General features: G+C 70.6%; 8 protein-coding genes. 3 read left to right on the top strand and 5 right to left on the bottom strand.

Annotated elements, in window-relative coordinates:
- Nucleotide 1: 1 nt before the first annotated feature.
- The 5 genes from ABT342_RS22570 to ABT342_RS22550 all read right to left on the bottom strand — a co-directional run bounded on the left by ABT342_RS22570 (nucleotide 2) and on the right by ABT342_RS22550 (nucleotide 15,330).
- Entirely contained in the window at nucleotides 2–6,931 is a 6,930-nt protein-coding gene (locus tag ABT342_RS22570) for a polymorphic toxin-type HINT domain-containing protein (RefSeq protein ID WP_502965593.1), read from the bottom strand.
- 131 nt (nucleotides 6,932–7,062) lie between these two features.
- Nucleotides 7,063–10,665: a laminin G domain-containing protein gene (locus tag ABT342_RS22565; protein WP_351576644.1), complete on the bottom strand. Its 3,603-nt coding sequence runs from the start codon at nucleotides 10,663–10,665 to the stop codon at nucleotides 7,063–7,065.
- Between the two features lie 390 nt (nucleotides 10,666–11,055).
- Nucleotides 11,056–12,162 carry a peptide chain release factor 2 gene (gene prfB, locus ABT342_RS22560; RefSeq protein ID WP_351576641.1) on the bottom strand — a complete coding sequence of 369 codons (1,107 nt, stop codon included), beginning with the start codon at nucleotides 12,160–12,162 and terminating at the stop codon, nucleotides 11,056–11,058.
- 69 nt (nucleotides 12,163–12,231) lie between these two features.
- Complete coding sequence (locus ABT342_RS22555) at nucleotides 12,232–13,470, bottom strand: serine/threonine-protein kinase (RefSeq protein ID WP_351576638.1); 1,239 nt, start codon at nucleotides 13,468–13,470, stop codon at nucleotides 12,232–12,234.
- Between the two features lie 147 nt (nucleotides 13,471–13,617).
- The gene (locus ABT342_RS22550) at nucleotides 13,618–15,330 is read right to left on the bottom strand and encodes a serine/threonine-protein kinase (RefSeq protein ID WP_351576635.1); all 1,713 of its coding nucleotides are present in this window, start codon (nucleotides 15,328–15,330) and stop codon (nucleotides 13,618–13,620) included.
- Between the two features lie 465 nt (nucleotides 15,331–15,795).
- On the opposite strand from ABT342_RS22550, the gene ABT342_RS22545 reads away from it, so the two are divergent.
- The 3 genes from ABT342_RS22545 to ABT342_RS22535 all read left to right on the top strand — a co-directional run bounded on the left by ABT342_RS22545 (nucleotide 15,796) and on the right by ABT342_RS22535 (nucleotide 22,445).
- Entirely contained in the window at nucleotides 15,796–19,410 is a 3,615-nt protein-coding gene (locus tag ABT342_RS22545) for an FHA domain-containing protein (protein ID WP_351576632.1), read from the top strand.
- Between the two features lie 265 nt (nucleotides 19,411–19,675).
- Nucleotides 19,676–21,070 (top strand): ABC transporter substrate-binding protein, encoded by a 1,395-nt coding sequence (locus ABT342_RS22540; RefSeq protein WP_351576629.1) that lies wholly within the window; start codon nucleotides 19,676–19,678, stop codon nucleotides 21,068–21,070.
- 7 nt (nucleotides 21,071–21,077) lie between these two features.
- Complete coding sequence (locus tag ABT342_RS22535; protein ID WP_351576626.1) at nucleotides 21,078–22,445, top strand: carbohydrate ABC transporter permease; 1,368 nt, start codon at nucleotides 21,078–21,080, stop codon at nucleotides 22,443–22,445.
- The last annotated feature ends 164 nt before the right edge of the window (nucleotides 22,446–22,609 follow it).

Below are 22,609 nucleotides of genomic sequence, written 5' to 3'. Positions count from 1 at the left end.
GTCAGGGAGCAACAGGGTAGAACTGGCCGACTCGGCCTTTATTCATGCCGAGAACATAGTCTACTCCGTTGACGTTTCCCTGAATCTGATACATACCCCTGCTTCCTCGCTGAACGAGCGCATCCCTGTTCTGGCGCATGACCTGCCCGATTGCGTCCTGGACATCAGCAACGCTCATCTTGGGGTCGAAGAAGGACTGCTGAGCCTTTACCGAGCCATCCCACATTTTCGGATGATGACGAGTCAGGATGTGCTCCATTCCCTTCTTGTCCAGAAGGAAGGTCTGGTTCCCGAACTGGAAGCGTTGGCTGCTCCAACCCCGGAGGGCCGGAATGCACCCTCCGCTGTTGTGAACCAGGACTGGCGTCTCCCCCGCGAGCACATAGTACGTGTGCAAGTCATCGACTGTGAGGTTGTAAGTGCGAGCGTGCCTCAAGAACGGGAGGTTCGCCGTCACGATGACCGTGCCACCGGCGTCCGTGAGCAGTGTCATGCCCGGCTCTAGTTCACTAGCCTCGACCCACCGGCGTTCGGAAGGGGACCAGAATGGGTGCTCGTGCGTTGCCGTGAGTGTCTCTACACCGCCGTCAGTGGCTATGGACAGCTTGTTGAACTGCTTGTCGTCCTCAGTGACGATGAGGCGGGTGACCTTCCTGGGCCCACGTTCCCCGGTCTCGGGATCCGTAGCCAGCACCTCATCGCCTAGCTCGATGTCCTCGATGTCTTCGGTCGACCCGTCAGCCATAAGTACATCCGTGCCGGCCAAGAAGCATTTGCAGCCGCCAACCCCTTTAGAGCCCCTAAGTCCCGAACCCGTCGCGCCACCACGGCCGTTCCCAGCTGCAGCGCCCATCACCAGGCCTGAGAACCCCGCACCCATCTCCCTGAGGTAGATCTTCAGGTCTTCAGGACACGACTTCATGGCCCAGCAGACATTCATCCCGTACCACCCGAGGAGCGCGTCCGCATCAGGGTTCTCGGTGTCGGTTACCCACTCGCGCAAATAGCCATCGGAGTGTCGATCGTGATCGATATACACATTGAAGCGTTTGACAAATTCGTTTCTGCCACTCCATCCCGTAGGCACGACAACGTTCCCAGCAACGACCGTCGCCGTGCCGTTCATGGCCGATCCGTTGCCAAGACGGCCGCTGTTCTCGTGGCGGCCGGTTCCACCGTCTGACTTGACGTATTCGATGTCGTCGGGTGAGCCGCCAGTGGTCCCGCCGATCGGGTATCCAATACCGCAGACGTCGGCCCGGCACAGACCAGTCGGGTCCGAAGAGGTGACGGGACTGTTGCCGGCGTAGGAGTAGCCGTTGAAAGTCTGGGGATCCGTCAGGTCCATGATCGGGTCGACGCTGATGAACTGGCCGATCCCCGGGTCGTATTCGCGGGCGCCGACGTGCGTCAGACCCGTCGCCGTGTCGGCCGGCTTGCCGAGGAAGGACTTGTCGTCCGGCCAGGTCCCGACCGCCCCCGCGCGCGGGGCGCCGAACGGGGTCGTGAAGCGCTTCGTGATCGCCTGGGTCGTGGCGTCGAGGGCCAGGCTGCTCGTGCCGTGGTGGTCGCCGGCCAGGAAGGAGAGCTTCGACGTGCCCGACTCGTTCGTGCGGAGGGCAATGCTCACCGCGCCTACCGCGTACGTGCGGTTCGCCCACGTCTTCTTCGTCGTACCAGTGACCTTGTGGTGGATCTCCGTGGCACCCAGGTACAGGACGCTCTCGCCGTCCCCTGTCGTCGGCCTGCGGATCAGTAGGTTGCCATCGGCGTCATAGAGGTAGCCCGTCGCCTTCGTGCCCTCGGTGAGGGTGGCGATCTTGCCCTCGTCGTTCCAGGTCAAGGCCTGGCTGGCGCCGCTCGGGCCCGGGCGCTTCGTGGTGTTGCCGGTGGAGTCGTAGCCGTAGTTGGCCGTGGCGCCCGTGCAGTCCGCGGCCTTCCGCGTGGCGATCAGCGTGTGGCGCTGCGCCGGGTTCGTGTAGCAGTACTTGGTCGTCGTCGCCGTGCCGGTCGGCGTGGTCTCGGTCTCGGTGTCACGCTGGCCGGCGGGGGTGTAGGTGTACGCCGTCCGGTACGGGGCCGCGCCGCCCAGGGTCTTGCTGGTGCAGTCGTCCGTCGACGGGGTCCAGGCCTCCTTCAGCCGGCGATGGCCGTCGTAGGTGAAGCACTGGGCGTCCAGCTTCAGTTTCGGGTCGGCGTTCGGGGTGTCGGCGATCTTGGTGACGTTGCCGGCGTCGTCGTACGTGTAGCTGAGGTCCTGGGGCTTGTACGGCGCGGTCGCCGGCGTCGTGACGAAGGATCTGGTGAGACGGTCCGTGCCGGTCTCGTACCTGTTGTCGAGGTACGTCTTCTTGGCCTCCGCGGCACCGGAGACGCCGAGGGTCAGCTGCTGCAGCAGACCGGTTTCGCTGTAGATCGCGCCCTGGAGATAGCCCGACGCCCCCGAGAAGACGGATGTGGGCTGGCCCGTCGGGGTGTACCGGTAGTCGATGATCTCCGAGGGAAGCCCGCCGGCGGCCGGCTCGGTGGTGGTCTGGACGGTGCCATCGAGGTTGAAGGCGCTTGCGAAGGTGTAGCTGGTCGTCGCCGCGCCCGCCACGACCAGCGCGTCATTGGCGTCGAGGACGAGTTCCGTCTTGGTGGCGCGGTAGAGCGGGTCGTACGTGACGACCTTCCTCGTGTACGCCTTGCCGCCGACTCCGCCGACGTAACGCGTGGAGCTGTCGAGCTGCCCCTTGGCCAGGGTGTCGAAGTTCCAGGCGGCGAGCTTGTTCTCGTCCTTCCGCTCGGTCGACCACAGCCCGGTCTTGCGGCCGAGCTCGTCGTAGCTGTACAGCAGTCGCCTCTTCGCGGAGTCCTCGGTCCAGTCCAGCTGGTCCAGGGCCGTGTATCCGGTGGTGGAGGTGCCCTTGTCCGGGTCGGTGGCGCTGATCTGGCGGCCGAAGAGGTCGTAGGTGTACGACCACTGGGCGTCGTCCGGGCCGGTGATCGTGGCCTGCTTGCCGTCCCGCGTGTACGTGAACTTCGTAGCCGTGTACGAAACCCCCGTACCGCCGCCGTAGTTGACGTCCGCCGGGTCGGGGCCCGCGTACTCGCGGCGCTCCGTCGTGCGGCCCAGGGCGTCGGTGATGACGCGGACTGCCTGTCCTCCGGTCACCGCGCTCGTCGCCGTGGAGTCACCGGTGTAGCTCGTCGTGGTGGTCCACTTCTTCGTGCCGAAGACGAGGAAGCTGCTGCTCGTGGCGCGGCCGGCGCCGTCGAAGACCGTCGCGGTCTGCTTCGGGGCACCGCCGTACTCGGCGCGGGTATACGTCCCGTTCGGGGTCTTGGCGGAGTCGTAGATATCGGCGTAGGTCTCGTGGGCGAGGCCACGCGAGTCGTAGCGGGTGTCGGTGAGCAGGCGTCCGCCGACCGGCGTCGGCGTCTGGGTCTGGAGCGGGCGCAGCAGCGAGTCGAAGATCTCGTACGAGGTCGTCACCGTGTCCGACGACTTGATCGTCGAGGTGGCGATGGAGGGTGCCTCGCCCCTCTTCAGGGTGTACGTGAAGGTCACGCTGGCGGACTGGTTGAGGTCCTTGCTGCGGTTGGGCAGCCAGACCCCGGTGAGACGGCCCAGGCCGTCGTACGCCTGGTCGGTCTTCTTCTGGTTGACGTCGTACGTGCGCTGCGGCAGACCGCGAAGGCCGTCGAGGAAGGTGAGGACCTTGTGGCTCTTGGGGTTGGTGACCACCGTCCTGGTCGGGACTCCGGCTCCGACCGGGGTGTAGTCCGTGGTGGTCGTCCTCCCGGCCGTGTCTGTCACCGTACGTGGGCGGCCGAGGGTGTCGTACGTGGTCCTGCTCGCCGTCTGCCAGTCGGACGGGTGGCGTTCGCCCCCTGTCGCGACGGCCGGGTAGGCGGACGCCCGGCCCGTCCAGGTCGCTGTGCCCCGGGTGGGAACCTGGGCGTCGGACCAGGAGTCGGTGGCCGCGGTGCCGTCGTAGACGATCGCGGTGTCGGACAGGACGTCGCCGCGCACGCCCACCGACGTCGGCAGGGTGAGTCCCGTCTCGGCCGTGGTGCAGAGCCGACCGACGGTACGGCTGCGGGAGACGAGGTTGTTGATGCCCTTCGCCTTGTTACGGGCGTACCAGGTGCGAGTGCAGGTCTCGTCGCCCGGCACCTCGATGTCCTCCGCGTTGCCGACCGCCGTCGCCATGCCGAACGAGTCGTAGTCCGTGGTCGTGCTCGCGGTGCGCCACTTCTTCGGGACGGGGAGGTAGGTGTGCGTGAGAGTTTTGCGCGTACGCACGAAGTACGACTCGATGTCCGCGTACGACTTGTGCTGTATCGCGGTTCTGTCCGAGTAAGGGTCGTTGACGGTGACGCTGACCGGAGTGCTGCCGTCGTACGTGATCTGCTGGCGGGTGAAGCCGGCGTACGGGTCGTAGTCGACCATGTCCGGCACGTCGAGTGCGGTGAGGTCGACGCCAGGCACGTTTACGGTGCGGGTTCCGCCGGCTTTGAGGCGATCGCCGTGCATGCCTTGCAGGTAGGTGCTGACGGTCCGGGAACGCGTGCCCGTGGCCGCGCCGGTCTGGACGGTGACCTTCTGGTAGCCCCGCCAGATCGACCATGTGCGCTCGTCGGTGGGCACGAAGGGGCTGTCGTTGTAGTGCCAGGCGGGCTTCTCGTACGTGTAGGAATGCTCGACCAGCTCACCGTGCCCGGCCGGGTCCGCGGTGTTCACGGCGGTCACGCGGTACTTGTGGAACCAGTCCACGCTCGCGTCCGTCGCGCCGTTGATGTTCCAGTACTGGGGGTAGCAGGACTCCGCGTTGTTGTCCTCGGCCGTCGGCATCTTCGAACCACGGACACACTCGGGCTCGTTGTAGCTGACGGTGGTGATGGCTCCGGCCTCGGACGTGATCGTGTTCACGCGGGGTCGGGTGAGCGGAAGGATGTTGCCCCCGCCGGGCTGCGTGCCACCGGCGACCCTGTTGGGGCGCTTGTGGTACGTGAACGTCACCGGGTCGAGGGTGATGGCGGTTCCGGTGTGGCCGGTGCGCCGGATGTGGTTCAGGGTGAGCGACTGGTCGGACGAGTCGCCGATGTCACCGCCGTCCAGGTAGGTCTGCTCGAAGGCCCACGAGTCGACCGGCGCGTAGGCCGTGCCGGAGGCGGCGAGCACGGCTGTCTCGATCTTGGTGAGGCGCTTGCGGGAGAAGAACGACGGGCTCACGGCCAGGCAGTCCGTGTCATTTGCGCCGGACTCGCAGATGGCGTCGAAGGGGACGTCGGGCCAGTTCTCGGCGGTGTCCTCGGTGAGCTCGGAGCAGTCTCCCGCCGTGCAGCGCTCGTCGTACGTGAAGGTCACCTTGCCCGGTGCGGTGACGCTGAAGAGGGTGTCGTGACGCTGCCCGTAGAGGATCTTGGTCAGGTATCCGCCACGGATATAGGGCGCGTCGGCGGTGTCGGCCTTGTTCTTGCGGTAGTGGTTGGCCTCGGCGGCGTACCAGTACGTCATCGCGTTGCCGTGCGTGTCCTCGACGTAGTCGAGGTTCCAGCGCCATCCCTGTTTCAGCGAGCGGTCGGCGAAGGCATCGCCCTTGTTGTAGCCGGGCTCGCCGGAGTCGTCGCCGAAGACGGGGGCGGTCCAGACGGAGTTGGTCCGCTCGGTGGTGGCACCGGCCAGCTTGTCCAGGCCGAAGACGTACTTCGTGCCGTCGCCCGTGATGACGGTCCAGTACTCGCCGTTGTCGTCGTCGTTGGACGGCTCGGCGGCGTTGGTGGAGTGGATGACCGTCGAGGCGTCGTCGTGCTTCAGCCGCCATTCGCCTGTCGTGTCGTCCTTGACCAGCTCCGTCGATTTGCCGTTGAGGACGAGGGAAGCGTTGTCGTACTTCCAGCACAGGTCGTACTTCTCGTCGTGGCCGTCCTCGTCGCACGAACCGTACTGCCGCTCGATGTAGGAGGTGGTCGACAGCTCGAAGCCTTCACCGACCGAGGTGCCCTGGTTGTTCGTCGCGGCGGTACGGCCGTCGATGGTGCCCGAGTCGTACGACAGATTCAGCGACGGCGCCGGGCCGGCGGAGAGGTTGGGGGTGCTCATCGGGTACGACCACGTGAACGATCCCGAGGAGCCTCCGGCCTCCCAGGTGGAGGACGAGGCGAGGGGCGTGGCGGTGTAGTCGCCGGTACCGGAGGAGGACTGGCCGGGGCCGGCGGAGGTGACCGCGAGCACCATCGGGGCAGAGAGGTCGACGTTCGCCGAGAGGCTCCGGGTCGAGGTGTCATTACGCGAGTTGAGGGGGGTAAGGGTGCGGCACTTCTTGAGTGCCGGTGTCGTCACGGCGCACGCGGGGAGCTTGGCGAGGCGCAGTCGGCCGGACCAGCCGCCACCGAAGGCCGACGCGAACGAGGCGTAGTCGACGCTGACATTTGCCTCGCCGGGGCGGTTCACCGCGGCGGTGAAGAGCACACCTCGCACGCCGGCCGCTTTGGTGGCCTTGCGGTCGAGGACGGTGATCGTGGCTTGACCGGTGAGAGCCGTCTTCCCCTTTGTGGTCCTCACGGTCACAGGCAGACCGCCCGCTGTGGCGCGCCGTGCCGAGCCGTTCTTACCACCGAGGGACACAGTGGCTGTGCCCGGCTGGGGCCAGCGGGCGGCTCGCTGCTGCACGGCGGCCCGCGCGACGTCGACGGCGTTCTCGGCCTCGCCCTTGGCCACTCGCTCGCGCGCCTTCTTGGCCCCGGCGGCGTCCATCGCCTTGACCTGGCTGGCGCGCGGCTTCGGGACACTTGGCCGGCCCGGGCCGCTGTCGACCGCCTGCGCGACGGGGGTCAGACCCGTGGGCACGGCCAAGACCGCGGTGAGCGTCAGGACCACGGCGGTCCGCGCTCTGCCAAGTCTGCGAAGTGCTGTCGAACCCTTGCCATTGCCCTTGCCCATGAACCCCAACCCCCACGGTGTCGCGTGCGCGCACAGCAGCACGCACGCGCTGAAAGTGCTCAAGAAGTTCGTTGCGGAACGGCGCGGGTGGGCCTCCGCCGATCAACGCGGAGGCCTCACCCTCTGCTCGGTCAGTCGCCGATGACCTTGTCGATCTGTTCGGACCCGGTCATGGCGCCGGCCCACAGGCGGACCTCACCGATCCGCGCGGTGACGTAGTGGCCCCAGTCCGTTGCGCTGAAGCCCTTGCCGACCGCGAAGTCTCCCGATCCGACAAGTGCGCTGTAGGGCTTGTCGGCGTCCTTCTGCTCGGATCCGACATAGAGCCGGGCGACCGGTCCCTGCTCGGACAGCGCGTCGAAGACACCGGTCAGCCGTACGGGAGTACCAAGGTCCGCTTCCTCTTCGGACGCGGCCCAGACCTGGGTGCCGTCCTTGTTGACGCGGCCGAATCGCCAGGAGCCGACGGGAACGGTGTGTTCGACGAGGTCATCGTCGAACCGCTGTTCCTTGCCCGTGAGCTCGAACCAGAGGCCCCAGGAGGAGCCGTCGGCTGTTCGCTGGCCGACGACCTGGCCGATGTAGCCGATGTCCTTGGCCTCGATCGCTTTGCTGTCCAGCTGAACGGTGGTGGTGACCGTGAAGGAGCCGGTGTCGTCGAGCACTGGGCCGGCGGTGGTCGCGGCATCGTCCGAACCGTCCAGGACGATCGACTCACCGTCGAACGAGGCGCCGCCCGCCAGGGACAGGTTGCGGCCGTAGCCTGACGTGTCGCCGACGGGGGCGGTACCGGTCGCGCCCTGGGCACTCCAGGCGGCGACGAGTTCGACGTCGGTGAGACCGGACTTGCTGGAGAGGGTGCGGGCTTCCGTTGCTATTTCTCCGGGTTGCAGAGCGCGTTGCCAGACTGCGGCTTCGTCGATGGAACCCGAGAAGTAACGCTGGTACACATTGGCCCACTTGTAGCGGCCGATCTGAAGTCCGCCTGTTGCAGCCCAGGAGCCGGTCACCGTCGATGTCGCTTGGTGAACTCCATTGACGTAGAGCTGGATCGATCCTGTCGATGGGTCGTAGGTTCCAGCAATGTGCGTCCATACGTTCTCTTGAGCCGGCTGCTTGGAGAGAGCCCCGAAATACGCCTTCCCGGTATCCTCATCCTTCTCCTTCACACCGAAGAACCATTTGTCCTGTGGCTTGAGGTAAGAGAGGAGGAATGGCGAGTATTTACTGCCGTCCTGGGACAGGACGACGACACCGTCGGGACTGGGGCTCAGCCGTACCCAGGCCGAGATCGTGTACGCCGACCTTGTCTCCAGCACTGAGCCACTCGTGGCCGCGTAGCCAGAAGTCCCGTTCAGATGCAACGCCTTGTCGGTCCGGGGCTGGGCCAGAGGCTCACCCTTGTCGTCGTACCACAGCTCACCCCGACGTCCGCGGTCATCGCGCCCCGCCCCCGCCGACAACGTCGCATTGTCCTGGTTGGCAGCCACCGTCGTGGACGAGTCGATCGCCGCCCCGCTCTCCTCGTCGAAGTGCCACCGGCCGACCGGCCCCGCGCCCTCCTTGACCAGGAAGCTCACGATCTGCGATGCGCCCCAGCGCCCGGCCGCATCCTTGGCCCGTGCTTCCAAGTAGTACGTGCCGGCTTCCTCCGGAATGATCTTCTGTTTGACCGTCGCACCCGCTATCGCCGCTGACCAGGCCTCGGTCCCCGACCGCTTGAACTGGTACGCGGAGTTGGTGTCACCGGCCGCCGGAGCGAACGTGAACTGGTCCTCGGTTCCGGGCCCGCCCGCCGGATCACAGGCCGTCGTCGTGCACAGTGTGTAAACGGAACCAGGCGTGATGGCCGGGGCTTTCGGGGCCGTCGGGTCGACCTTGAAATAGCAGACGCCCGCGTTTCCCGAGGAAAGAAGGTGGTTGAAGTTGTTCCAGTAAGAATTCGTCCATGCGCTCAGCCGATACAGCGGACCCTCCACGAGCGCCGTGGGCACGGACGGCGTCGCGCGCTTCCCCGCCCCCAGATAGCTCGTACCGGTCGGCGAGAGGAAGTCCGGTTGGTCTCTCACCCACGTGGTGCCCGACAGACGCTCGATACGGAACCCCGCCTTCAGAAGGGCGCCCGCCTCACCACCGGAGTACGTACGGACATTGGCCGCCACCTGTGGCGTCGGATCGGTGATCGTGCTCGGCTTGTCGCCGTCCTTGGAGCACACCGTGCCGACCCCGGCCACGAAGCCGTGAGGACTCGGGAAATAGGGCTTGCCGACGTAGTCCACCACCAGCACCGCGTCGTTCTTGAACCGCTTCCAGGCGCTGGGGTCCCCCTCGTCGTGCGCCCTGATCATCAAGGTCAGCCGGGAGAACTTGCCCGCGGCGAAGGCTCGCACGGTCGGCGTGAGGTTCTCGTTCGCCTCGTCCGGACTGTCGTTGAACTCGATCGGAGCGTCGGGCTGATCCGGGTCGCACAGCGAGCCACGGCCCGCGGAGACATTGCGGTCGACCATCAGGTCCAGTTCGCTGGGCCTGCTGCTCCATGTGGTCGACGACGAGATGTTGTTGGTGCGTACGAGATCGACCCAGCGGGGGTCGCACTGGAAGGCCCACGGCTCGGTCACCCGGAACGACGCGTCCAGGATGTGCTTGCCGGCCAGTGGGCTCGGCGAGAACTCGAAGTACACCCGCTGCACATAGCCAGGGCCGCAGTAATAGCCGTTCCAGGAACCGCACTTGCCGACGCCCACACCCTGGTCATCGGATCCGTTGCCCCACCCGTAGTCCTCGTAGCCGTCCGAGCGGAGGAGCGTGCGCTCCGCCTCGCCCCAGGCGACCGTCGGGTCGATGTAGAGCGGGAAGGCCGAGGCGTCGGTCTCCTGGAGCATCTTCGCGTCGGGGACCAGACTGATGGCGTTCTTGCCCACCTGGATGGGCAGATCGGCGGTGGCAGCCCCGGGCTTCGGCCTGTCGGCGTCGTCGTGGGCGTTATCGCGGGCGTTGTCGTCCGCTGCGGCAGGCGCGGCCTTGGCCGTACGCGCGGAGGCAGCCCCGACCGCCGTCGTCGCTGTCGCCTTCACCGAAGCTCCGGACGAGTCCCACATCAGCGCCGGGGGCGCTGTGAAGACCTGGGTCGCGTTGGCGTCCACGGCCCCGAACCCGCCGCCCTCGGTGGGCGAGACCTTCAGCCGGGTGGCGTTCATCGAGAACGTGATCTTCTTGAGCTTCGGGCCGGCCGCCGCCTTGGGCGTCTTGACCACCAGAACCTCGTGGAAGCCCTCGGCCGTGGCCGTCATCCGCAGGTCGACGTCCGGGAGGACGTTCGCGTAGACGGCGCTGTCGCCGTCGAGAGTGGGCGCGGGGAGCTTGCCCGGCCAGCCGAAGGCCAGAGTCCGTCCCTCGCGGGCGATCTTCACCAGGCCGGCGCCGTCGCCGCCGCCCGAGAAGGCCAGGTCGACCGCGGACGCCTTGGGCCCGACGGTTCCGTCGGACCGCTTCTCCAGCGTCGCGTCGGGCTTCAACCACGCCCCGCTCTCGCCCCTCACGCGTACGGGGACGACCGACTGCTCCAGCCGGAACGAGGTGCCGTCGGGGTTCGCGTAGGTGGTCTCGAACTCGGTTCGCGCTCCGACGACCTCGACGCGCTCACCGGTCTCTGCCGCCCGGGCGAGTGCCCGGTGCTCCTCGCCGGCCGGCGGCGGGTCGGCGGCCCTGGCCGGGTCGGCCGACACGGCAGGCATCCCGGCCCACGCCAGTGTCCCTGCCAGTGCCGCCGTAATGGTTCTTCGGCGCCACCGGTTCATGCTGCGTACGGACATTGCTCGCCCCCACCCCTGAGAGAACAAATGTTCTTAAGCAGTCTGCATGCTCTCGGTTACACCCTGTACACGTCAACGGGTGTGGCGGCTGGTCACTCCTGCGCCGGAGGTGACTGGCCGATTCCGCACCCCCGTAAAGGCCGGGATCTCGGGATGATCGATCAAATCTGTGTAGCAGAAGTTGGCCGAAACCCGCGTCGGTCTCAACCCGGGCGCGTCGGTCTCAACCCGGGCACGACAACGGCGCCCGGCCACAAGGCCGGGCGCCGTTTCGGTGCTTGGAGCGGGGCTGCTTCTCCGTGTCGATCGGGGCTACTTCTCCGACTGCTTGCGCCAGCGGATGCCCGCCTCCAGGAAGCCGTCGATCTCGCCGTCCAGGACCGACTGCGGGTTGCCGACCTCGAACTCCGTGCGGAGGTCCTTGACCATCTGGTACGGGTGGAGGACGTACGAACGCATCTGGTTGCCCCAGGAGCTGCCGCCGTCGCCCTTGAGGGCGTCCATCTTGGCCCGCTCCTCCTGGCGCTGGCGCTCCAGGAGCTTGGCCTGGAGGACGTTCATCGCGCTCGCCTTGTTCTGGATCTGGGAGCGCTCGTTCTGGCAGGAGACGACGATGCCGGTCGGGACGTGGGTGATGCGGACCGCGGAGTCCGTCGTGTTGACGCCCTGGCCGCCGGGGCCGGAGGCGCGGTAGACGTCCACGCGCAGGTCGGACTCGTCGATCTCGACGTGGTCGGACTGCTCGACGACCGGGAGGATCTCGACGCCGGCGAAGGACGTCTGGCGGCGGCCCTGGTTGTCGAAGGGGGAGATGCGCACCAGGCGGTGGGTGCCCTGCTCGACCGAGAGCGTGCCGTAGGCGTACGGCGCCTTCACGACGAAGGTGGTCGACTTGATGCCGGCCTCTTCCGCGTACGACGTCTCGTAGACCTCGGTGCCGTAGCCGTGGCGCTCGGCCCAGCGCAGGTACATGCGCTGGAGCTGCTCGGCGAAGTCGGCGGCGTCGACGCCGCCGGCCTCGGCCCGGATGTTGACGAGGGCCTCGCGCTCGTCGTACTCACCGGAGAGGAGGGTGCGGACCTCCATCTCGTCCAGCGCCTTGCGGACCGACTCCAGCTCGGCCTCGGCCTCGGCGCGCGTGTCCGGGTCGTCCTCGGCCTCGGCGAGCTCGAAGAGGACTTCGAGGTCGTCGATGCGCCCACGCAGCGCCTCGGCCTTGCGGACCTCGGCCTGGAGGTGGGAGAGCTTGCTGGTGATCTTCTGCGCCGCCTCGGGGTCGTCCCACAGGGACGGCGCCGCGGCCTGCTCCTCGAGCACGGCGATATCTGCCCTCAGCTTCTCGAGGTCCAGGACGGCCTCGATCGACCCCATGGTCGAGGAGAGGGACTTCAGCTCTTCGGATACATCGACGACTGCCACGAGTCCAGCGTAACGGCTGGCCGGGGGTTATCGGCCCGCCCGTCCGTACCTGTGGATATCCAGGGCCCCCTAGGGCTGTGACGGAGCCGACTGCTTGGAGTCCTGGGGCGGTACGCCGTCGTCGTCGCCGCTCGTCGCCAGCCAGCCGCCGATACAGGCCGCGGCCGCCAGCACCAGGCCCGCGACGCCGAGCGTGATACGGCGTCTGCGGACCGCTTCCGCCTTGTGGCGGGCGGAGCCGGGGCGCCTGGCGCCGGCGGGGCGGGGGGCGCGGGCCGTGCCGCGGGCGCCGCCCGCGAGCTCGTCGGGGCCGGGGACGCGCATGGAGGTGTGGGTGTCCCGGTTGGAGTCGGTGGCCGAGCCGGGGACAAGGGGGACGGCGGCCCTGCGGGGCGCGGTGGCGGGGAGGGTGGCGTAGTCCGGTTCCTCGTACGGCTCCGCGGCGGGCTCGGCGTCCGGCTCGTCCACGTCCAGCGGGGGCATGCCCGCGACCAGGGGCAGCAGGTCGTGCAGCCGGGCGGCGAGCTCGGAGGCGCGCAGCCGGGAGGCGGGGGCCTTGGCGAGGCACTGGACGATCAGCTGCCAGAGCTCGTCCGGGATGCCGGGGAGCGGGACGACGGTCTCGGTGACGTGGCGGCGCAGGACCGCCCCGGGGTGGCCGCCGCCGAACGGGGTGAAGCCCGCGAGCAGCTCGTACAGGACCGTCGCGAGGGCGTAGATGTCGACGGCCGCGCGTGGCGGCAGGCCCTCGACGATCTCCGGGGCCAGATAGTCCGGCGTCCCGATGATCTTCGTGGCCTTGGTGCGGCGTGGGGTGTCGATCAGCTTGGCGACGCCGAAGTCCGTCAGCAGGGCGGGGTGGGCGCCGCCCGGGCCGAGCGGGCCCTCCATGTCCAGCAGGATGTTCTCCGGCTTGACGTCGCGGTGGACGACCCCGGCGGCGTGGGCCGCGGCCAGCCCCTCGGCGACGTCGGCGATGATCGCGACGGCCGCCTCGGGCGCGAGGCGGCGCTCGCGGTCCAGCCGGGTGCGGAGGTCGGTGCCGCGGACGAGGTCCATCACGAGGGCGAGGTCGTTGCCGTCCACGACGAGGTCACGGACGCCGACGACCCGGGGGTGGTCGAGTCCGAGCAGGGCCGTGCGCTCCTGGACGAACCGTCCGACCAGTTCCTGGTCGGAGGCGAGGTCCTCACGGAGGAGTTTGATGGCCACCGGGCCCTCGGGGCCCTCTCCGAGCCAGACTGTGCCGGCGCTGCCCCGCCCCAGGATCTGGTGGGCGGTGTACCGGCTGCCGATATTCCGTGCCAAGACTGCTCCCTCAGCGGCTGGCTTTGCCCATCCGTCGCGCATCAACGTACGCGGATGTCCGGGTATTGAGTGCCCCGGATGGCGCCAACCGTCACTTCTGCGGGGCTATTTCCCCCGCAGAAGTCGACATAACGACAGACTGATCGCCTACTGCTGACCGGTGCCGGTCCCCGTTCCGGTGCCCGGCTCCGTGCTGCCGAGCTCCGAGATCCAGTCGCTCACCGTCGTGAAGGTGTCGCTGATGACGTCCCAGTAGCTCTTGCCCTCGTTGAACAAGTCCTGGAGGAACAGCTCCCAGGCCAGCCAGCCCGCGCCGACCAGGATCAGGAGCACGAACAGGCAGCCCTTGAGGCAGCCCAGGCCCGGGATCCGCATCGGGTTCGCGCTGCGCTGGCGGGGCTGACGCGGGGCGGGCTGCTGGGGCGGCGGCGCCTGCGGGGGCGCGTACTGCTGCCGCTGCGGGGGCTGAGGCGCGTACTGCTGCGGCGGGGGCGCGTACCGCTGGGGCTGGGGCTGGGGCCGCTGACGGCGCGGCTGGGGCTGCGGCTGCTGCCACTGCGGGTGCTGCTGCTGACGCTGGGGCGGCTGCGGGGGCGGCGCCTGGCGCTGCGGACGGCGCCGCAGCGGGTCCTGACTCGGGTCGACGTACTGGATCTGGGTCTGCTCGTTGCGGTCGCGGGCCGCCTGGAGCTGGGACTGCCAGGGGTGCGGCCCCTCCGGCGTCGCGGGCTGCGGCGGGCCGTCGGGACGCGGCGGGACGGGCGGCATGACCGCGGTCGGGTCGGCCGCGCCGTTCCTGGGCAGGACGCTGGTCGCGTCGGCCGCCCCCGCGGGCATGCCGGTCTGCTGCATCACGCTGGTCGCGGCGCCGGGGTCGTACTGCGGCGCGTTGGCCTGGAGCACCTGGGTCGGGTCGGACGCGCCCGGGACCTGCGGAACGGCGGCCGGGTCGGGGTCGGGCGCGAGCAGCGCGCCGACGCCGTCCGCCGCCTCGATCTGCGCGGGCGTGGAGTGCACCCCGATGCCGGCGGCGACCGTACGCAGTCCACGGGCGAGGTTCTCGGCGCTCGGCCGCTCGCCCGGCTCCTTGCGCAGGCAGCGCTCTATGACCGTCCACAGCGGGGCCGGGACGGTGGACGGGCGGCGGGGCTCCTCGCTGAGGTGCCGGTGCAGCACCTCCAGGGCGGTGCCGCCCGCGAACGGCGGACGGCCGGTGACCAGCTCGTACAGCAGGATTCCGGCGCCGTAGATGTCGACGGCGGAGGTCTGCGGGCGGCCTTCGGCGGACTCCGGGGCGACGTAGGCCGGGGTGCCGACGAACTCGTGCGTACGGGTCAGGCCCGGGGAGTCCGCGAGGCGCGCGATGCCGAAGTCGGTGAGCAGCGGGTGCATCTCGCCATCGCGCTCGGCGAGCAGGACGTTGGCGGGCTTGAGGTCACGGTGGACGACGCCGTCGGCGTGGCTGGCGGCGAGCGCGTCGGCGATCTGGGCCGTGATCAGGGCGGCCGCGACCGGGGTGAACGGGCCGTTGTCCCGCAGGTAGCGGTGCAGGTCCGGGCCTTCGACGAGGTCCATCACCAAGGCGAGCAGGTCGCCCTCGACCACGAGGTCGCGGGTGCGCACGATGTTCGGGTGGGTGAGCCGGAGCAGGACGGAACGCTCGCGCAGGAAGCGCATCACCACGTCCGCGTCGTTCGCGAGCTCCTCCTTGAGGACCTTGATCGCGACGGTCTCACCCGGCTGACCGGGAACGGCTGCCTCGGCACCCGCGGTCTCCCGCTGGCGGGCTCGCCAGACGGTGCCCGTGGCGCCGCGTCCGAGCGGTTCCTCGAGCAGGTACTTGCTGCCTACCGGCCGCACGTCATGCGCTCCCTGCTGATCGGGGTCGGGGGTCGTCCATCGAAGGTCCCGGGTTCTGTTGTGAACCGTTCCGGGTTTCCGGCCCACTTTAATGCCGCCGGACGGGTCAACGGATGTTCGGACCGGGGATCGGACCAAGGTCGAACCGAGGCCGGACCGAGGTCGGACCGAGGTCGGACCGGGTTGGCGGATAAGACGACGGGGGCGGAGTCATGGTTGCCGGGCAGCGATGGCGCTCTCTTCACAGGCGATCCCAACCAGGCACTTTTACGTGCAGAGCCGACCAATCAAGATCACTTGAGGGTGGTCGGCGGGCGTGTTGTCAGTGGCAGGTGCGAGGATGCCTTCCAGCACGGAATCGTGGGGTCGGGAGAGCCCCTCGGCCGTGCCGACCTGCCGGGTGGGGGGAATCACAGGGCGGATCCCCCTGCCGGGCACCCCGCGCAGAAGGGACCGCTGACGGCGATGCAGATCCGGCTGACCGTCCTCGCGCCGCGCAGCGGCCAGTCCGTGACCGCCGCTGAGCGTGCGTCGGCGGCGTCGGCGGGGCGTGCGCCCGCCGAGCGTACGACCGCCGCCGAGCGCGCTTCGACGGGGCGTGCGCGCGATGTGCTCGTGACCGCCCCGGCCGGGACGGCGCTGGCGGCGGTGGCCTCCGGGCTGGCCGCGGCCGTGTCGGGACCGGACGCCCCGCCGTCCGGGACGATCGTGCTGTACGCGGGCCAGGAGCGGCTCGACGCGCAGCGGTGCGCGCTCGGCGAGCCCCCATTGGTGGACGGCGCCGTCCTGTCGCTCCACGTACCCGCGGAGGACGAGGCCGCCACCCACGAGGGCGAGGCGCGGGCCCGACTGGATGTGGTCGCGGGGCCGGACGCGGGCGGGGTCCATCTGCTGCACGGCGGGCAGATCCGTATCGGCCGCGCGGCGGACGCGGACGTGCCGCTCGATGATCCGGACGTGTCCCGGCTGCACTGCGCGGTCACGGTCGGCGAGGACGGCCGCGTCACCGTCGCGGACCTCGGCTCCACGAACGGCACGACCCTGGACGGCGCCGAGGTGGGCCCCCGCCCGGCCCGGCTGGCCCCGGGCGCGTTGCTGCGCCTCGGCGAGTCCGCCCTGCGCCTCACCCCGCCCACGGGTCCCGCCGCCCGGCTCGCGACGACCCCGGACGGCGAGGGACACCTGCGGGTGCGCCGCGCGTCCCCGGCACCTGCGGGTGCGCCGGTCCGGCCCGCTCACGCGCGTACGGGCACGGACGCGGGTGGCGATGGGCCTACGGCCGGGGCGGGCGTGCCCTCCTGGGCCCGCGGGGCGGACAGCGCCCCGGGAGAGGGCGGGAGCGGTCCGTACGGGGCCGGGCAGGCTTCCCGGGACGCCGCGCACGGGACGTACGGGCAGCCGCATGCCTACGGGGACGCGGCGCCCGGGGCTCCCGCCCGTCCGGGCCGGGTGCCCGGCGACGACGGCCGGGGCCACGGGACCGCGCCGAGCGGGGCCGGGGCGACGTACCCGCACGCGGCCGGGACCGGTGGCACCGACGGCGGCCGGAGCGTCCGGGGCGGGGATGAGACGCACGCCCGCGCCGGCGGCTACGACGACGAAGGCGCTCGCACGGCCCACGGGGAGGGCGGGGGCGCGACCGGGCCCGTGACCCACGGCCGTGGGACCCGCATGGAAGGCGGTGGCGATGACAGCGCGGCCGACGGCGGACCGGGCGCGCGGGCGCAGCGGCCCCGGGGCGAGAGCGGCGGGCGTAAGCGCGGCATAGGGGCCTGGGCGCGGCGGTTCGCCGGGGGGCGGGGCGACGGAGTCGGGGAAGGCGCCGGGGACGGGCAGCCCGTGGCCGTCGGCGGCGCGCCCGTCGTCGAGACCTGGCCCGACCCGGCCGCCGTGCTGCTCACCGCCCTCGGGCCGGGGCCGCGGCTGTGGGAGCGCGGGCCCGGTCACCCCGAGGAGCTCGTCGTACGGCTCGGCACCGCGGACCGCGCGGACACGCCCGCCGTCCCCGTCACCGTCGGACTGCGCGAGGCCGGATCGCTCGGTCTCGCCGGGCCCCGTGCGCGGCTCGCCGGGCTCGCCAGGTCCGTGGTGGCCCAGCTGGCCGCGCTGCACTCACCCGCCGACCTGGAGATCGTGCTGATCAGCACGGACCGCGCCCGGTCCCTGGAGGAGCGCAGGCGCGAGTGGGGCTGGCTCGGCTGGCTCCCCCAACTGCGGCCCGGCCACGGCCAGGACTGCCGCCTCCTGCTCGCCTACGACCGGGACCAGGCGACCGCCAGGGCCGCCGAGCTGACCCGGCGGCTGGACGACGGACCGCTCGGGGCCGGCTGGCCCAGCGCGGACCGCCGCGCGATCGAGGACACGGCCGCGCGCCACGCGGGGCCACGGACGGTGCTGATCCTGGACGGCGACCCGGGCTCCTCGGCGCTCCGCGAGACCACGGCGCGGCTGGCCGGCGCGGGTGCGGCGGGCGGCATCCATGTCGTCTGCCTGGCCGAGACCCCGGCCGCCTCACCGCTGTCCCCGGTGGCGGCGACGTACGAGGAGGCGTGCGCGGTGTCCCTCGCGTTCCGCGAGTGCGGGGCGGTCGCGCTGCTGAGCGGCGATGTGGCGACCGCGCTGCGGCTGCTGCGTACGGCGGCGGGACAGCCCGCGGGCCATGGGACGGTCGCCACGGTGGACGCCGTCTCGGCGGCGTGGGCCGAGCGTTTCGGGCGGGCGCTGGCGCCGCTGCGCGCGGCGGACGAGGGCGGCGGCGCGACCGGCCCCGGCCGGACGGTGACGGCGCCGCTTCCGCGGTCCGCGCGGCTGCTGGACGAGTTGGGGCTGGCGCGGGCCACCCCCGCGTCCCTGATGGCCCGTTGGGCGTCCGCGGCGGACGGTGCCGCGGTGCTGGGAGCGGGCCCGCGCGGCCCGGTCACGGTCGACCTCGCCCAGGAAGGCCCGCATCTGCTGATCGAGGGCCCGGCGGGCAGCGGCCGTACGGAGCTGCTCCGCGCGATCGCGGCGTCGCTGGCGGCGGCGGACCGGCCGGACCGGCTGGGGCTGTTGCTGGTCGACGGCGCGGGCGGCGAGCGCGGCGAGGGCCTCGCGGCCTGTACGGAACTCCCCCATGCCACCGAGCATCTGGTCGCGTCCGACCCGGTCCGGATGCGGGAGTTCGCGCAGTCCCTCGGCGCGGAGCTGAAGCGGCGTGCCGAGCTGCTGGGCCGCGAGAGCCTCGCCGAGTGGCACGCCCGGCGCGGGGTCGCGGACCGGCTGGTCGGGCAACGGTCCGCGCCGCCCGCCGAATCCACGGCGTGGGTCGACGCCGGGACCGTGTCCGGGATCGGTTCCGCGTCCGGGACCGGGGCCGCATCCGGCAGCGGGCACCAGTACGGGGCCGGGACCACATCCGCGTCCGTGCCCGTCCCAGGGCGCGGGGACGTCGAGTCCCCGGACTCGGGCTCGCTGCGCCTGCGGGCGCGGGCCGCTCTCGCCGCGGCCGAGCGCGGTTCAGGGGGCCCGAGCAGCGCCCCCGCCGACCCCAGTACGACGAGGGCACCGCACCCGCTGCCCCGGCTCGTCGTACTGGTCGACGACTACGACGCCCTGGTCGCCCCCGCGCTCGGCAGCCCGGGGAGGCCGGCCGCGGGCTCCGTCGTACGGGCGCTGGAGGCCGTGGCCAGGGACGGAGAGCGGCTCGGCGTCCATCTGGTCGCCACCTCCGCCCGCCCGGACCGCACCGCCGACACGGAGTTGGCCCACGGCGCACGGCTGCGGATCGTGCTGGACCCGCCGCCCGCCTCGCCGGGCCCCGAGGACCCGGCACCCGGGCGGGGGCGGCTCGGGCATCCGGACGGCCGGGTGACACCGTTCCAGGGCGGCCGCGTGAGCGGGCGTATCCCGCGTACCGCGACGCAGCGCCCCACCGTCGTGGAGCTGGAGTGGGAGCGGATGGGCGACCCGCCCGCCCGCCGCCCCGTCCGCGAGCTGGGCAACGGACCCACGGACCTGGCCCTGCTCGCCAGCGCCCTGGACCGGGCCGCCCGCTCCGTCGGCGCCCCACCCCTGCCACCTCTCACCCCGGCCCGCCACTGATCCCGGTCTCCGCCGGGCCCGCCAGGGCCCGGCCCGGGACCAGACCCGAGGCCACGCCTACCCACCGCCACCCGCCAGCAGCCCCAGCCCCCCTGACAGCACGTCACGACCCCATCACGATCGCCGGGTTGACAGCCGACGCGGTATTGCCTCGCCCCTTTCCCGGGCGTAGACCTGTGCGCACGGGACGGGAGCGGTGCTGCCTGCGTCACGGTTGCGCGGGGGCGGCGGCCCTCCGCAGGCGGACGCGAGAGACGGGGCAGAGATGCGACGCACAACTCGGACAACCCCTGGTTCCACCGGTCGTTCACGCAGGGCGGCCCTGGCGCTCTTAGCGGTCGGCGCACTGGCCCTCAGCGGCTGCGGCGACGGAGACGGCAACGGCAACGGCAACGGCGGCAAGGAGAAGCCGGGAGCGAGCGGGGGCCAGGAGGCCACCGTCCAACTGCCCAAGCTGAACGGCGAGAAGATCGAGGTCGCGGCGGTCTGGACCGGCCCCGAGCAGGAGAACTTCACCAAGGTCCTCGACGAGTTCGAGAAGCGCACCGGAGCCACGGTCACCTTCGTCCCCGCGCAGGACCCGATCGTCAACTTCCTCGGCACGAAGATCGCCGGTGGCAGCCCGCCCGATGTGGCCATGCTCCCGCAGGTCGGCGCGGTCCAGCAGGCCGTCGCGAACAAGTGGGCCAAGCCGGTCGGCCCGGAGGCCAAGGCGCAGCTCGCGAAGAACTACGCCAAGGGCTGGCAGGATCTCGGATCCGTCGGCGGCACCCCGTACGGCGTGTACTTCAAGGCCGCCAGCAAATCCCTCGTCTGGTACAACACCGCGGTCTTCGAGAACGCGGGCGCCACCGAGCCCAAGACCTGGAAGGAATTCCTGACGACCGCCGAGACGATCTCCGCGTCCGGCGTCACCCCGGTCTCGGTCGGCGGCGCGGACGGCTGGACGCTCACCGACTGGTTCGAGAACGTGTACCTCTCCCAGGCCGGTCCCGAGAAGTACGACCAGCTGGCGAAGCACGAGATCAAGTGGACGGACCCGTCGGTCAAGCAGGCCCTGACGACCCTCGCCGAGCTGTTCGGGAAGCCGGAACTGATCGCGGGCGGCGCGGACGGCGCGCTCCAGACGGAGTTCCCCAAGTCCGTCACCCAGACCTTCACCGGTGGTGACCAGGCCAAGAGCGCGATGGTCTTCGAGGGCGACTTCGTGACCGTCAACATCGCGCAGACCGAGGCCAAGGTCGGTACGGACGCGAAGGTGTTCCCGTTCCCGGCGGTCGGCGGCGAGTCCCCGGTGGTGACCGGCGGCGACGCGGCCGTCGCGCTGAAGGACTCCAAGGGCGCCCAGGCACTGCTGACGTTCCTGGCCTCCCCCGACGCCGCGAGGATCTGGGCGCAGGCCGGCGGGTTCATCTCGCCGAACAAGTCCCTGGACGTGGCCGCGTACCCGAACGACGTCCAGCGCGACATCGCCAAGGCGCTGATCGCGGCGGGCGACGACTTCCGCTTCGACATGTCGGACCAGATGCCGCAGGCGTTCGGCGGTACGCCCGGCAAGGGTGAGTGGAAGGCCCTCCAGGACTTCCTGAAGAACCCGAAGGACATCGCGGGCACGCAGGCGCGGCTGGAGGCCGACGCGGCCAAGGCGTACAAGAACTGATGCGGCGATGAAGTCCCCCGCCGCCCCCGCCGCCCCCGGCGCCACCTCCACGGCCACCGCCACCCCGGACGTACGACCGCGCAGGAGGGTGACCGGCACCCGCAAGCTCGTCGCCGCCGGATTCCTGCTCCCCGCCCTCGTCCTGCTCGGCGCGCTCGTGGTCTACCCGATCGGGTACTCGGTCTACCGGTCCTTCTTCGACAAGGCGGGCACCGGCTTCGCCGGACTCGCCAACTACATCGAGATCTTCTCCGACGACACCATCCTCACCTCCGTCAAGAACAACGCGATCTGGGTCGTCGTCGCGCCGACGGTCGCGACGGCCCTCGGGCTGATCTTCGCGGTGCTCACCGAACGGGTCCGCTGGGGCACGGCGTTCAAGCTGATCGTCTTCATGCCGATGGCCATCTCGATGCTCGCCGCGGGCATCATCTTCCGGCTCGTGTACGAGCAGGACCCGGAGCGCGGTGTCGCCAACGCGGTCTGGGTGGGCGTCCACGACACGTTCAACGAGTCGGCCGGGTTCCCCCGGGCGCGCCCGCTGCCCGTCCACCCGCTGGAGGCGGCGGGCGGTGGGGCGTACATCACCAAGGAGCCGGTCGCGGCGGGCCGCCAGGTGCAGCTGCCGCTGGTGGGGGTCGCGCCCGCCGCCATGCCGGGCGACGCCGAACCGGCGAGGGCCCCCGCCACGGACCCGGCCAGGATCACCGGCACGGCGTGGCTGGACTTCACCAAGGGCGGCGGCGGCAAACCCAACACCATCGACGCGCGGGAACTGGGCCTCAAGGGCATCGAGGTCGAGGCCGTCAAGGACGGCAAGGTCGTCGCCACCGCCACGGCGGCCGCCGACGGTTCCTTCTCCCTCCCGGCCGACAAGGCGGACGGGGCCCTGCTGCGCCTCCCCGCGAGCAACTTCCGGGAGCCGTACAACGGAGTCGACTGGCTGGGCCCGTCGCTGGTGACCCCGGCCATCATCGGCTCGTACGTCTGGATGTGGGCAGGCTTCGCGATGGTCCTGATCGCCGCGGGCCTGGCGGCGGTGCCGCGCGAACTGCTGGAAGCGGCGCGGGTGGACGGGGCGAACGAGTGGCAGGTCTTCCGCAAGGTGACCGTGCCCCTGCTGGCCCCCGTCCTCGCGGTCGTCCTCGTCACCCTGATGATCAACGTCCTGAAGATCTTCGACCTGGTCTTCATCATCGCCCCCGGCTCGGCCCAGGACGACGCCAATGTGCTGGCGCTCCAGCTCTACCGCTCCTCGTTCGGAACCGACGCCGACCTGGGTGTGGGCAGCGCGATCGCGGTACTGCTCCTGCTGCTGGTGATCCCGGTGATGCTGTTCAACATCCGCAGGATCCGAAGGGAGACGCGCCGATGAGCCCCGGCCATGCGCCAGGCCTTGCGCCCTGCCGGGGGTCCGGGGGTCGCCCCCCGGAAAAGCACAGCAACATCCGCAGGATCCGAAGGGAGACGCGCCGATGAGCCCCGGCCATGCGCCAGGCCTTGCGCCCTGCCGGGGGTCCGGGGGTCGCCCCCCGGACA

Origin of the sequence: Streptomyces sp. NPDC000410 (assembly GCF_040300305.1) — a bacterium.
Taxonomy (GTDB): domain Bacteria; phylum Actinomycetota; class Actinomycetes; order Streptomycetales; family Streptomycetaceae; genus Streptomyces.
The sequence above is the reverse complement of the archived record's forward strand: the minus strand, read 5'-3'. Positions and strand labels throughout refer to the sequence as shown.

What these genes read in the sequence shown, in the direction of transcription:
- ABT342_RS22570 (WP_502965593.1), bottom strand. Translation starts at nt 6,931, where the DNA reads ATGGGCAAGGGCAATGGCAAGGGTTCGACAGCACTTCGCAGACTTGGC.
- ABT342_RS22565 (WP_351576644.1), bottom strand. Translation starts at nt 10,665, where the DNA reads ATGCCTGCCGTGTCGGCCGACCCGGCCAGGGCCGCCGACCCGCCGCCG.
- ABT342_RS22545 (WP_351576632.1), top strand. Translation starts at nt 15,796, where the DNA reads ATGCAGATCCGGCTGACCGTCCTCGCGCCGCGCAGCGGCCAGTCCGTG.
- ABT342_RS22540 (WP_351576629.1), top strand. Translation starts at nt 19,676, where the DNA reads ATGCGACGCACAACTCGGACAACCCCTGGTTCCACCGGTCGTTCACGC.
- ABT342_RS22535 (WP_351576626.1), top strand. Translation starts at nt 21,078, where the DNA reads ATGAAGTCCCCCGCCGCCCCCGCCGCCCCCGGCGCCACCTCCACGGCC.